This is a genomic window from Mesorhizobium sp. 113-3-3 (genome assembly GCF_016756495.1).
Classification (GTDB): domain Bacteria; phylum Pseudomonadota; class Alphaproteobacteria; order Rhizobiales; family Rhizobiaceae; genus Mesorhizobium.
This window is the reverse complement of the sequence record NZ_AP023243.1, coordinates 2,512,720-2,525,502: the sequence shown is the minus strand read 5'-3', so window position 1 is coordinate 2,525,502 and position 12,783 is coordinate 2,512,720. Positions and strand designations below refer to the sequence as shown.

Annotated in this window: 12 protein-coding genes; 5 read left to right on the top strand and 7 right to left on the bottom strand. The window is 64.5% G+C overall.

Annotated elements, in window-relative coordinates; all coding sequences use genetic code 11:
• Positions 1-340: 340 nt before the first annotated feature.
• The 3 genes from dnaG to JG746_RS12270 all read right to left on the bottom strand — a co-directional run bounded on the left by dnaG (position 341) and on the right by JG746_RS12270 (position 2,980).
• Complete coding sequence (gene dnaG, locus JG746_RS12280) at positions 341-2,278, bottom strand: DNA primase (protein ID WP_202358364.1); 1,938 nt, start codon at positions 2,276-2,278, stop codon at positions 341-343.
• A gap of 139 nt (positions 2,279-2,417) precedes the next feature.
• Entirely contained in the window at positions 2,418-2,786 is a 369-nt protein-coding gene (locus tag JG746_RS12275; RefSeq protein ID WP_202358363.1) for an RcnB family protein, read from the bottom strand.
• Complete coding sequence (locus JG746_RS12270; protein ID WP_202358362.1) at positions 2,783-2,980, bottom strand: hypothetical protein; 198 nt, start codon at positions 2,978-2,980, stop codon at positions 2,783-2,785. Before JG746_RS12270 ends, JG746_RS12275 begins: the two co-directional genes overlap by 4 nt.
• A gap of 193 nt (positions 2,981-3,173) precedes the next feature.
• Here JG746_RS12270 and JG746_RS12265 point away from each other — a divergent pair, with 193 nt between their 5' ends.
• From JG746_RS12265 to JG746_RS12255, 3 genes are all read left to right on the top strand, one after another.
• Positions 3,174-4,838, top strand: a complete 1,665-nt coding sequence (locus JG746_RS12265) for a Na/Pi cotransporter family protein (protein ID WP_202358361.1) — start codon at positions 3,174-3,176, stop codon at positions 4,836-4,838.
• A gap of 130 nt (positions 4,839-4,968) precedes the next feature.
• The gene (locus JG746_RS12260) at positions 4,969-5,178 is read left to right on the top strand and encodes a DUF2061 domain-containing protein (RefSeq protein WP_202358360.1); all 210 of its coding nucleotides are present in this window, start codon (positions 4,969-4,971) and stop codon (positions 5,176-5,178) included.
• A gap of 148 nt (positions 5,179-5,326) precedes the next feature.
• On the top strand, positions 5,327-6,511 hold the full coding sequence (locus JG746_RS12255; RefSeq protein ID WP_202358359.1) for an MFS transporter: 1,185 nt from the start codon (positions 5,327-5,329) through the stop codon (positions 6,509-6,511).
• 16 nt (positions 6,512-6,527) lie between these two features.
• On the opposite strand, the gene JG746_RS12250 is transcribed toward JG746_RS12255, so the two are convergent.
• The gene (locus JG746_RS12250) at positions 6,528-8,777 is read right to left on the bottom strand and encodes a heavy metal translocating P-type ATPase (RefSeq protein ID WP_202358358.1); all 2,250 of its coding nucleotides are present in this window, start codon (positions 8,775-8,777) and stop codon (positions 6,528-6,530) included.
• A gap of 111 nt (positions 8,778-8,888) precedes the next feature.
• On the opposite strand from JG746_RS12250, the gene JG746_RS12245 reads away from it, so the two are divergent.
• Positions 8,889-9,305, top strand: coding sequence for a MerR family transcriptional regulator (locus JG746_RS12245; protein ID WP_143973511.1), 417 nt, complete (start codon positions 8,889-8,891; stop codon positions 9,303-9,305).
• Between the two features lie 3 nt (positions 9,306-9,308).
• Positions 9,309-10,340: a DmpA family aminopeptidase gene (locus tag JG746_RS12240; protein WP_202358357.1), complete on the top strand. Its 1,032-nt coding sequence runs from the start codon at positions 9,309-9,311 to the stop codon at positions 10,338-10,340.
• 6 nt (positions 10,341-10,346) lie between these two features.
• Here JG746_RS12240 and JG746_RS12235 read toward each other — a convergent pair whose 3' ends face one another.
• The 3 genes from JG746_RS12235 to JG746_RS12225 all read right to left on the bottom strand — a co-directional run bounded on the left by JG746_RS12235 (position 10,347) and on the right by JG746_RS12225 (position 12,692).
• Entirely contained in the window at positions 10,347-10,904 is a 558-nt protein-coding gene (locus JG746_RS12235; protein WP_202359333.1) for a GNAT family N-acetyltransferase, read from the bottom strand.
• Between the two features lie 31 nt (positions 10,905-10,935).
• Positions 10,936-11,646, bottom strand: coding sequence for a DNA helicase (locus JG746_RS12230; protein WP_202358356.1), 711 nt, complete (start codon positions 11,644-11,646; stop codon positions 10,936-10,938).
• A 302-nt stretch (positions 11,647-11,948) separates the two neighbouring features.
• Positions 11,949-12,692: an SDR family oxidoreductase gene (locus tag JG746_RS12225; RefSeq protein ID WP_202358355.1), complete on the bottom strand. Its 744-nt coding sequence runs from the start codon at positions 12,690-12,692 to the stop codon at positions 11,949-11,951.
• Positions 12,693-12,783: the final 91 nt, after the last annotated feature.

The window sequence follows — 12,783 nt, the reverse complement described above, 5'->3', positions numbered from 1 at the left end:
GCATCGGGGCCGCGTAAGCTGTCGGACCAGTCAAATCGGATAGGCTCGTTTTGAAACGCGCTTCACCGGGCCACTAACTTCATTGATCGTTAAGTCCAGATTAACCCTGATATCTGTGGCAGGCGGCCTGCCTGTCCAGTGACCAGTACCTCACATCGCTCATTTCCCGTCGGCGCGGGTGCGGGTTAACGTTTCGAATCGTCCTGATTCCGCCATTCTGTCTGAAGGTCAAGCGCCTCTGGCATGATTCGCATGAAAAAAGCGAATCAATTACCCGACTTAGCGCGCCTTGCTCCCCTGGGAAGCCCGGCCACGCTCTCATTCCTGTACTCAGCTGCACTTAGGCTCGCCCAGCCCTGCCCGACGAAACGCCGAATCCTTCGATCAGCGCTTCCGTCGCCTGTACATCCTGAAATTGCGCCTGAATTTCGATCAGATGGCGGAAGTTTTCGTCCGAGGGATCTGCTTCGAGCGCCGCTTCCGCCTGTTTCAGTTCCTTATGTAAGGTGCGCGCGCTGCGCTGCAAGTGCAGTGCCTGGTTCAGAGCGTCGCGGGCGTCGTCGAGTGCCGCCGTCTCCAGCGCGGGCCATTGCCGCGCCCGCCGGATCAGGCCGACGGCGCGCTCCCAGATCTCGGCGCAGCCGGCGCGCTCGATCGTCGCCACCACGGCATGGCGGTCATTGGCCATGTCATGCGCCATCGCGTCGAGAATGGCGGCATGCAGCCGCTGCAACTCGGAATTGGCGAGGTCGAGAAATTCGACATGGGCGAAATTCTCGTCGATCAGCGCCGGATGGTTGACCAGCGCCACGATGATCGTCGCCTCGCGCACCGACATGCCTTCGCTGCCGCGCTTGACCAGCGCCGACTGGCCGAGGCTTTCGGTGATCGCCATGCGACCACCACCAGGCTTGGCGAATTGTCCACCGGGTGCGGCTGCCTTGCCCTGCTGCCCCGGTTTCCAGTCCTGGCGTCCCTGCCGCGTATCGCGCTGCGAGCCGAAGAAGCTCTTTTCCCGCTCGCGCATTTCCTGCTGGTAGTGATAGCGCGTGCTCTCGTCGCGGATGCGGCTGGTCAACTCCCGCAGCGTCTTTCCCAGTTCCGCCCGCCGTTCCGGCGTGTCAAAGACACCGCCAGCAGTCTCGCGCATCCACAACAGGTCGACCAGCGGCCGCGCATCGGCAAGCACCGCGCGGAAAGCGTCCGGCCCCTCGGCTTTGACCAGGTCGTCGGGATCCTTGCCTTCCGGCAGCAGCGCGAAGCGCGCCGAGCGGCCGGCCTGCACCGAGGGTAATGCCAGGTCCGCGGCACGCCACGCCGCCTTCAGCCCGGCCTTGTCGCCGTCGAAACACAGCATCGGTTCGGGCGCCATGCGCCACAGCAATTCCAGCTGGTTTTCGGTGAGCGCGGTGCCGAGCGGCGCCACGGCATTTTCAAAGCCGGCCTGCGCCAGCGCGATCACGTCCATGTAGCCTTCGACGGCAATGACCGTGCCGCCCTTGGCCAGCGCCTTTCGCGCGCGGGCGAAATTGTAGAGCACATTGCCCTTGTGGAAGAGTTCCGTGTCGGGCGAGTTCATGTATTTGGCCAGCGCATCGGGCGCCAGCGCCCGACCGCCGAAGGCGATGATCTTGCCGCGCGAATCCGGGATCGGAAACATGATGCGGTCGCGGAACCAGTCATAGGAGACAGGGATATCGTCGCCATGACGCACCAGCCCGCAAGCCTCGATGTCGGCCTTCGGCACGCCTTTCGCGGCAAGATGCTCCTTCAGCGCGTTGCGGCTGTCGGGCGCAAAGCCCAGCCGGAACGAATGCTGCGTCGCCGGCGTCAGCCCACGATCCCTGAGATAGGCGCGGGCTTTCGCCCCTTCCGGACCCTGTAGCCGCTCCTGGAAAAAGGCGGTCGCCATCTCCATGACGTCGGTCAGGCTGGCGCGTTCCTGCTCGCGCCGTTCTTCCCGTTCGTCGCGAACCGGCATCGGCACGCCGGCCATGTCGGCGATCTTTTCGACCGCCTCGGGAAAACTCAATCCTTCAAGTTCGGTGAGGAACTTGAAATGGTCGCCCGAGACCGAGCAGCCGAAACAGTGGTAGCGTCCCTTCTTGTCCTCGCAATGGAACGACGGGCTCTTCTCGCCATGGAACGGGCAACAGGCCCAATAGTCGCCTCGCGACGTATTGGTCTTCTTGCGATCCCACGCGACGCGCTGGCCGATGACCTGTGAAATCGGCACGCGGTCGCGGATCTCGTCGAGAAAGGCGGGCGGAAAGCGCATTGAGGGAACTCGTTTCCCCACCATATAATCATCCCAGCGAAATCCGACGACCCCCAATACAGGCCATACCCGGTTTCCACAGGGCAAAAAGAAAGGCGGCCTTTCGGACCGCCCTCCTTCTTAGGCCAGCGCTGTAAGCTTAGTGCGCCGCGATCGCGCCAAAGATGATGCCGGACAAGACGCTGACCAGCACATAGTCGTTGCCGACGCGGATCCATTCCTGGCCGCGGCCGGGACGATGCAGGCCGTAGCGGCCGTAGTCGCGGATCGGCTGGTGCTGCCTCCAGCCGGAATATTTCTGGCCATTGCGCCAGTGGCTGCGCTTCACGACGACCTTCTTCTTGAAGACGCGCTTCCTCACATCCTTCTGGTGGCCGGGCTTCTGCCAGTCGACCTTGGTGTAATTCGACTGCGGCGCGACCGGCGCGTTCATCGGCGCGGCCTGGCCGGTGAGTGAGGTGGCGGCCAGCATCGAGACCGCGAGGACAGAAAGAACTATGCGCTTCATGAGAAATCTCCTTGGTTGTCGATGCCCGAGGAATAGCGGCCGGCGGATGAACTGAAACTGAACACCAGCATTACAATTGTGTAATGAAATCTTCTGCTTAGTGCCGATATTTGAACATCATCACAAAGACAATTGCCGACCACCCGGCAAAAGCGGCCTTTCTCCAGACGGCCAAAGCCCGGCTCTTCAACCATTTGCGTACCCGTTCATTTCCCGACACGGCCTGTCGCGCCGCGACGGCCTCTTGAAATCGACAAAATTTTATTACCCGGCTAAAATATTCGGACTATTATCCACGGTTGCCATGACCATGATTCGAAGCCTTGCCTTTCCTCCTGTTCGCCGCGCCGTCCGCACCGCGAGCCCTATCCGCATGCAGGCGCCGAAATGAGCGGTTCCGTCGTCCTTCTGCATCTGGCCGGCGCCGTCGCGCTGATGCTGTTTGCCACCCGCATGGTCAAGACCGGCGTCGAGCGCGCCTATGGCGACGTGCTGCGCCACAGGCTGCGGGCCACCATGCGCAATCCGATCATGGCGGTGCTGGCCGGCACCGGCCTCGCCATCGCCCTGCAGAGCTCGACCGCCGTAACGCTCTTGGTCGGCTCCTTCGCCGGTTCCGGCATCGTCTCGGGTGCCGCCGGCCAATTGGCCGTGCGCGGCGCCGAGATCGGCTCGGCGCTGGTGGTCAAGCTCTTGACCTTCGATCTCACGCTGCTGGTGCCGCTCTGCCTGATCACCGGCACGGTGATGTTCATGGCCACCGAGCGGCGCGACTGGCGCCAGACCGGCCGCATCCTGGTCGGCATCGGCCTCTTGATCCTGTCGCTCGAGATGATCGGCCAGGCATCCGAGCCATTGCGCAACAGCCAGCTGATGCCGGTCATCATCAATTACTTCTCCAGCGATTCCATCACCGCCTATCTCCTGGCGGCGCTGATCACCTGGCTGTTCCAGTCGAGCATCGCCGCCGTGCTTTTGATGGCGACGCTGGCCGGCCGCGGCCTGATCAGCCCTGAACTCGGCGTCGTCCTCATCCTCGGCGTCAATCTTGGCTCTTCCATCATCGCGCCGATGCTGACCCGCTCGGCCGGACCCGCCGTGCGCGTCGTGCCGATCGGCAATCTCTTGATGCGCGGGCTGGGCTCGCTGGTCATGCTGATCCTGTTCATGATCGTCCGGCCGCATGTCGGCTTCCTCGGCGCGACGGCCGCTGACCAGATCGTCAACGCCCATATCCTGTTCAACGTCATCATCCTGCTCGCCGGCCTGCCGCTGGCCGGCTTCGTCTACCGCGCGTCGGAGAAGATCGTGGCACTCGGCACCAAACCAGAGCCTGCCGCTTCCCTCGACGTCATCGAGCTGTCAGCCCTCAACGAAAGCGCGCTGGATGTGCCGAGCCAGGCTCTGGCCAATGCCACGCGCGAGGTGGTACGGGTCTGCGAGACGGTCGAGATCATGCTGAAGCGCATCATCGAGCTCTATGAGAGCGCCGACGCCGACAAGATCAAGGCGCTCGCCGCCCTCGACGACCGCGTCGACCGCAAGCATGCGGCGATCAAACTCTATCTCGCCAAGGTCACCAAGAACCCGCTGACCGAAGATGAGGCGCTGCGCTGCCAGGAACTGATCGGCGCCTGCGTCAAGCTCGAGCAGGTCGGCGACATCATCGTGCGCAACATGCTGGCGCATGTAAAGAAGAAGGTCGATCGCGGGCTGGAGTTCACCGACGAGGGCTGGAGCGAATTGTGCGCCTTCCACAGTTCGGTGCTGGCCAATGCACGGCTGGCCTTCAACGTGCTGGTCTCGCGCGACCCCGAGACCGCCCGCCAGCTGGTGCTGGAGAAGGACCGGTTGCGCGACCGCGAGAAGGAGACCAGCGCCAGCCATTTCCTGCGGCTGCGCGAAGGCACCGCAAAAAGCGTCGAGACCAGTTCTATCCATCTCGACACCATCCGCGACCTGAAGCAGATCAATTCGCTGCTGGCTTCGATGGCCTACCCGGTGCTGGAAGAGCGCGGCCTGTTGACCGGGTCAAGGCTCAAGGCGAGCTAGCGAGAAGGGACTTGCCGGGGCGACGTCAACTTGGGAACAAGCTTGCGTCATTCCCGCTCGAACGGAAAAATTAGTCTTTGTCCCCTTGCCACCCGTCGGCTAAGCATCTGATGCCACCGGGAGGAAATCGATGGATACCCATTCGCGCAGTTTCGCCAAGGCGCTTTCCTGGCGCATGACCGGCACCATCGACACGATGATCATCTCGCTTGTGATAACCGGAAGCATCAAGCTGGCGGCGGCCATCGGCGTGACGGAAGTCTTCACCAAGTCGCTGCTCTATTATTTTCATGAGCGGGCGTGGCTGAAGATCCCCTACGGGCGCAGGACCCCGGTCTAGCGGTTTGTCACTGCAGGGCATGCCTTTTCCGGAACTAGGCGCCGGCGGCATGGGGAACAGTCAAGAAAAGCTAAAGTGGCGGCAAAAATTTCTGGATTGCTCCTGGCGTCCATCCATGGTTTGAGGCCCTTCCACCCAAGGCTTTCCCATGTCGCTTCCGCTCGTTGCCCTGTTCATTGCCGCTTTTGCTTTCGGCACCACCGAATTCGTCATTGCCGGCGTGCTGCCGCAAGTGGCGGAAGGGCTTGGCGTCTCGGTCCCTTCCGCCGGCTATCTCGTGTCGGGCTATGCCTGCGGCATCGCCATTGGCGGCCCGCTGCTGGCGCTCGCCACAAAGACCTTGCCGCGCAAGACCTTGCTGCTCGGCTTGGCCGTCGCCTTCACCATCGGCCAGGCGGCCTGCGCGCTGGCGCCTGACTTTACCTCCATGCTGCTGCTGCGCGTAGCCGTTGCGGTCGCGCACGGCGCCTATTTCGGCGTCGCCATGGTGGTCGCTGTCGGCCTGGTTCCCGAGGACAAACGCGGCATGGCGGTGGCGGTGATCCTGTCCGGCCTCACCGTCTCCAACGTCATCGGCGTGCCGGCGGGCACCGCCATCGGCAACATCTGGGGCTGGCGTGCCACCTTCTGGGTCATGTGCGCGCTTGGCGTGGCGGCGACTTGCGCCATGGCGGCCCTTCTGCCGCGCACCGCCGGATATCAGGCCAAGCCCGCCGGCCTGGCGCGTGAGGTCCGCGTCCTGGCGCGCCAGCAGGTCTGGACCTCGCTGATCCTGATGCTCATGCTGATGCTCGGCCAATTCTGCCTGTTCACCTACATCACGCCGACCTTGCTTGAGGTCACCGGGCTCGACGAAGGCCTGGTGCCCTGGGTGCTGCTGCTCAACGGCGTCGGCGCCACGTTGGGCGTCTTCCTCGGTGGCAAGCTGTCCGACTGGAAGCTGATGCCCTCGCTGATCACCATGCTGGCCCTGCAGGCAGTGACTCTGGCAATCATCTATGCCGTCAGCCCCTATCCCCTGCCTATGGTTGTCGCGATCATCATCTGGGGCGGCCTCAACTTCGCCATCGGCACGCCGATCCAGACCCGCATCCTGGCCTGGACGGCGGACGCCTCCAACCTCGCTTCCTCGCTGATCCCCTCCGGCTTCAACGTCGGCATCGCGCTCGCCGCGTCGCTGGGTGCTGCCATGCTCAATGCCGGCTACGGCTATCGCAGCCTGCCGGTGGTCGGCGCTTTGGCCATGCTGGTCGCGGTGGTGGTCGCAGTTGTCTCGCAGGTCTGGGAAGGGCGCAGCAACGCCACGCCGCCGCTGACGGCCCCGGCCGAGTAGCCCACGACAAAAGCCCTCACCCGCGCGAGCGCAGCAGGCGCATGGCGTTGGCGGTGACCAGCACGGTGGCGCCGGTGTCGGCCAGGATCGCCGGCCACAGGCCGGTGATGCCCAAAACGGTGGTGACCAGGAACACCGCCTTCAGCCCCAGCGCCACGGTGATGTTCTGGCCGATATTGGCCATCACCGCCCGCGACAGCCGCACCATGCGCGCGACATCCATGACGCGGCCATGCAGGATCGCGGCGTCCGCCGTCTCCAGCGCCACGTCGGTGCCACCGCCCATGGCGATGCCGATATCGGCGGCGGCGAGCGCCGGCGCGTCGTTGATGCCGTCGCCGACCTTGGCCACCGTCAGCCCTTCGCGCTGCAATTCGGCGATCATCCGCTGCTTGTCCTGCGGCAAGAGTTCCGCCCGCGCCTCGATGCCGAGCGAAGCGGCGATGGCTTGCGCCGTGCGCCTGTTGTCGCCAGTCAGCATCACGGCGCGGATGCCCTCGGCCTTCAGCGCCGCGATGCCGGCCGCGGCATCCGGCCGCGGCTCGTCGCGCATGGCGATCAGCCCGGCCACCACGCCATCGGCGACCAGCACCGACACGGTCTTGCCCTCGCCGTTCAGGCTGTCGACGGCAAGGCGCTGCGCTGGCGTCATGCCGGCGCGTTCGCCCGCCGCCTGGCCGGAACCGAGGAAGGCAGCCACGCCGCCGACGCTGCCCTCGACGCCCTTGCCGGAGATCGCCTTGGCAGCCAATGCCGGCGGCACCGGCGCCTTGTCGGCCCTGGCCCGATCCAGGATCGCCACCGCCAGCGGATGGCTGGAGCCTTGTTCGAGCGCCGCCGCCAGCGCCAGCACGCTGCGCTCATCGCGGCCGTAGGCGACGATGTCGGTGACGACAGGCTTACCCGCGGTCAGCGTGCCGGTCTTGTCGAAGGCGACAGCCGTGATCCGGCGAAAGCCTTCCAACACGGCACCGCCCTTCATCAACAGGTCACGCCGTGCGCCGGTCGCCAGACCAGCGGCGATCGCGGCGGGCGTCGAGATGACCAGCGCGCAGGGGCAGCCGATCAAAAGGATCGCCAGGCCCTTGTAGATCCATTCGTTCCAGTCACCGCCGGCGACCAGCGGCGGCAGCACGGCCACCAGCGCGCCGACCGCCAGCACGCCCGGCGTGTAGTAGCGCGAAAAACGGTCGATGAAGCGCTCGGTCGGCGCCTTGGCCTCCTGCGCCTCCTCCACCAGCCGCACGATGCGGGCGATGGTGTTGTCGGAAGCGGCTGCCGTGACGCGCACTTTCAGCACGCCATCGCTGTTGATCGTGCCGGCGAAGACGGGTTCCGCGACACCCTTGCGCTTCGGCGTGCTTTCGCCCGTCACGGGCGCCTCGTCGATGTCGCTTGAGCCTTCCACAATTTCGCCATCGGCGGGGATGCGGTCGCCCGGCCGCACCACGATGACGTCGCCCACGCCAAGCTGTTCAGCGGGAACTTCAACCGTGCCGCCTCCCCGCTCGACCAGCGCCGTCTTCGGCACGAGGTCGGCCAGGCCCTGGATGCTGGCCCGCGCCCGGCCGGCCGCGACCCCTTCCAGCAGCTCGCCGATCAGGAACAGCACCACCACGGCGGCGGCTTCTTCGGTAGCGCCGATCATCACCGCGCCAGCAACGGCAATGGTCATCAGCATCTCGATCGAGAACGGCGTGCCGGCCAGCGCCGCCATCAGCGCGCGCCGCGCGATCGGCACCAAGCCGACCAGCAACGCGGCCAGGAAGACCCAGCGCTCGGCCGACGGGAACAGATGGCCGATGCCGTAGGCGGCAACAAGCGCCGCCGCACAGGCCAGCGTCAGCGCCGCACGGCGGCTGCGCCACCACGCCTGCCCGGGCTCGGCGTGACTGTGCAGATGGGATGACCCCGCAGCCTCGTCGGTTATTTTCTGGCCGCCGCCATGGTCATGGCCTTCGTGGTCGTGACCTTCATGGTCATGGGTTTCGTGGTCATGGGCGGCATGGTCATGCGCCTTGGCAGACGGCCCACCGGTCCCGGCTTCCGCCTTGACGATGCCATAACCCAGCCGCGCCACCTGCCGCAGCACCTTGTCGTCATTGAGCGGACCGCCATGGCTGACCGTCATGCTGGCGCCGGTCACTGAGACCGACACGTCGGCGACACCGTCGAGGCGCCGCACCGCCGTATCAATCTTGGCCGCGCAGGAGGCGCAATCCATGCCGCCGATCTTGAACCGCGTCTGCTTGAGAGGAGAAGTCATGCCATCACCTGTCTGCTTTCCTCCCCGCGCGAGGCGCCGCCGCACGGGTCTTGAACCTTGATGCCAGGCACTGTAATTGCTCTAGTCACTAGAGCTTCAAGAGGAAAATGCATGTTTTCGATCGGTGATCTCTCCCGCCGCACCGGGGTCAAGGTGCCGACCATCCGCTACTACGAGCAAATGGGCCTGGTCGCGGCGCCCGAGCGCTCGGAAGGCAACCAGCGCCGCTATTCCAGGCAGGAGCTGGAGCGGCTGGCCTTCATCCGCCACGCCCGCGATCTCGGCTTTGCCGTCGAGGACATCCGCGCGCTGATCGATCTCAGCGGCCATCCCGAACAGCCTTGCGGCCACGCCGACAAGATCGCGCAGGAGCAATTGATCTCGGTGCGCGAAAAGATCGCCCAGCTGAAGCGGCTGGAAACCGAGCTGGAGCGCATCGCCTCCTGCTGCGACGGCAAGACGGTCGGCGACTGCTACGTCATCCGCGCGCTGTCCGACCACGCACTGTGTGCCGACGAGCACGTCTGACGCATGTCCAGAACTGTCAGCGATTTCGGCTTGATCTGCGGCATCTTGCCGGCGGGCGCGCGCAATGCGATCACCGATGTGCCCGGCGTACGCGTCGGCCACTGCACGCTCCGCAACGGCGACACCAACACCGGCGTGACCGCGATCCTGCCGCATGGCGGAAATCTGTTTCGCAAGAAGGTGACGGCGGCAAGCCATGTCATCAACGGTTTCGGCAAGACCACCGGTCTGACGCAGGTGCAGGAACTCGGCACCATCGAAACGCCTGTTCTCCTGACCAATACGCTTGCGGTCGGCACCTGCGCCACGGCGCTGATCCGCGACGCCATCCGCCAGAATCCGGATATCGGCCGCACCACAGGAACCGTCAATCCGGTGGTCGGCGAATGCAATGACGGTCCGCTGAACGACATCCAGGCCATGGCGATATCAGAGGAACACGCCTTCGCCGCGCTGGCGGACGCGCATGAGGGCGAGGTCGAACAAGGCAATGTCGGCGCCGGAACGGGAATGACTTGCTTCGGCTTCAAAGGTGGCATCGGCTCGGCATCCAGAAGAATGGCGCTCGGCGGCGGCCATCACCTCGGCGTTCTCGTTCTGTCGAATTTCGGCAGGGCTGGAGACCTCGTTCTGCCCGATGGGCTCCGGCCGGACCCAGGACAACCGGCCGCGGACGAACGCGGCTCGGTCATGATCGTGCTGGCAACCGATGTGCCCCTCGAACACCGCCAGCTTGAGAGGGTGGCGCGCCGCGCCGGAGCCGGCATCGCCAGGCTCGGCTCCTTCTGGGGCCATGGCAGTGGCGACATCGCCATAGCCTTCAGCACCGGCAATCTGGTCGACCACGATGAAAGCCGCGATCTGGTGCCCCTGCTCGCGCTAAACGAAGCGCGCATCGACATGCTTTTTCGCGCGGCGGCGGAAGCCACGCAGGAGGCGGTGTTGAACTCCATGCTGTCCGCCGAGGCTTTCACCGGCAGGGCCGGCAAGCATCGCGCATCGCTGGCCGACTGGCTGCGCAAGCAGGAACGATGAGGCGCCCTACAAATCGATCCGGAACCGCAAACTCTCCACCCCGCCATAGGCGGCGTCCTCGAAGAAGCGCTCGACCAGCCTGCCGCCATTGGCCAGGATTACCTTGTGCGAGGCCGGATTGCCCGGCTTGGCGGTGATATCGACATAGGGCAGGCCGACCGCCCTCGCCTCATCCAGCATTAGCCGCAAGGCTTGCGTGGCGTAGCCGCGCCGGCGCTTCCACGGCACCACCGCATAGCCGATATGGCCAAGCACATGCGACGGCAGTTCCGCCGTGCCCTTCTGCCAACGGAAGCCGATCGAGCCCGCTGCCTCGCCATCCCAGATCCAGCGGCGGAACCCCGGCAGGCGCGGCACTTGCGTGCCGTCGGGCAAGGTGATCGGGCCGCCCCTGGCTTCGGGATCGTCGAGGCTGGCCAGGAAGGCCACGGGGTTCTCCTCTATGGCCGCCAACTGCTCGCGCGTCGCCTCCATCAGCCGCACATTGTCGGGCGACCAGCCGCGCTCGAGCGCGGCCTTATAGGACGGCAGATGTTCAAGCGCGGGTTTGACGATCTCGACCATGATCCATGCATAGCCATGGCCGGGAAAACGCTCAAGCCGCCTGGAAGCGGATCTCACCCTTGTTCAAAAAACAGGTCTTGTTGAAAAGCGACAGATCGAGCGGGTTGGGCAGTCTGATGTCGCTGAGATCGGGAACCGGCTTTTTGCTGGGATCGTAGGACCGGTCGATCTGCGAGATGAAGACCAGGATCACACCGCTGTCGCGCGCGAAAGCCTTCAGCGTGCGCACCTGCTCCATCAGGCTCGGATTTTCCCGCCTCTGATCGAGCAATTGCAGATAGTCGATGACCGCCAGCGTGCCGCGCGGCGCCGATCGCAAGATCCTGACGATATAGTCGGCGCTGATGGCATCGGACGTGTCGAACTCGAACAGCCCGTCGAACCGGGCCGGCTCGACACCGATGGCGCGAAACCGCTCCAGCACATCGCGTTGCGTATATTCCAGCGTGAAGAACACGCTGCGATGGCCCGACTTCATCGCTTCGACCGCCAGTTCGAGGCTCATCAGCGTCTTGCCACGGCCCGGCCGCGCGCCGACCAGAACCAGATCACCAGGTGCCAGTTGCGCGAACAACTTGCCCGCGGGCGCCGTCTCGGCGGCCTTGGCCGCCAGCAGGCTCCAGCCGGCAAAACCTTGCTGCGCGGCAATACGGTCAAGCGCCTGATGGAGCGGGATTTTTGCCTCGCGCGACAATAGCCTGGCTTGACGTTTCAGATGATAGACGGGCGCAGGTAACCTCATAGCAAAACCTCCTGGTGCGAGCAGTTTTCGCAACCCCTCCTTATGCCTGATGCTCGAACAGTCGGTTCGGTGATGAGAGTGCCCGGCATGAACGAATGCTTTCCCGACGGAGGGAGGAGGCGTGGGCCACGCCAGAATCAGATCATAGCCCAATCCCGGCGGATCGAAAATCGCGGATGCGCGGATGGCCGACACAAACTGGCTCAGCCCCCCGAAAACAGCAGGCCGAGGCCGACAAAGCTGAAGAAAACTGCCGGGACACCGTCAGTCCCGCGCCACATCCGGGGCGCGACTGGGAGACTTCAGCCAGCGTTTGCCAACGCGACCGCATCCGGGCCAGCCGGAAAGCGGAGTTGGCCCGAAGTGTCGTGGACCGCGGCCCAGACAGCTTCGGCGACGTCACTTTCCCTGGTGGTCAGCGCGGGCTGGGCGAAGGCAGCGAAGATCGGGGCAGCGAAATCGGCGTAGGCTTGCGGGATCATGTCCTCGATGCGCACCGAAGTGTTTTGCGTAAACCGCGTCGTTGGCGCGTATCCGGGCTCGACCAGCTTGGCGCGGATCCCGAAATAGCCGAGTTCGTGCGCGAGCGATCCGGTGAAGCCCTCGATGGCCTGCTTGCTGGCGGTGTAGGCCGCCGCCAGGGGCATCGGCGCCAGGGTGGCACTGGAGGTGACGTTGATGATCGCCCCGGACCGACGCTCGCGCATCTGCGGGATCACGGCCTGCGCCATCGCCATTACGCCAAAGCTGTTGGTGTCGAAGACCTTGCGGATGTGCGACATCGTTGTCGCTTCAAAGGCGCCGACCACGCCGATGCCTGCATTGTTCACCAGAACATCGATCTGACCGGCGGCTTTGACCACCGCCGCGATGCTGGCCTCGCTGGTGACGTCCAGGGGCAGTATCCGCAGGCGCTCCGAGCGCGGCAGTATGTCCTGCTGCGGCGTCCGCATGGTGGCGATGACATTCCACCCGTTGGCGAGGAAATGGCGGGCCGTCTCCAGGCCATAGCCAGAAGAACAGCCAGTGATGAGGATCGTTTGCATGGTAAGCTCCGTTGATTTCGATAAACCCTCCGTAGGCTTGCCAACGCAGACGATCTATAATTGATAGTCCTAGTTTTTTATTTCCAACTGT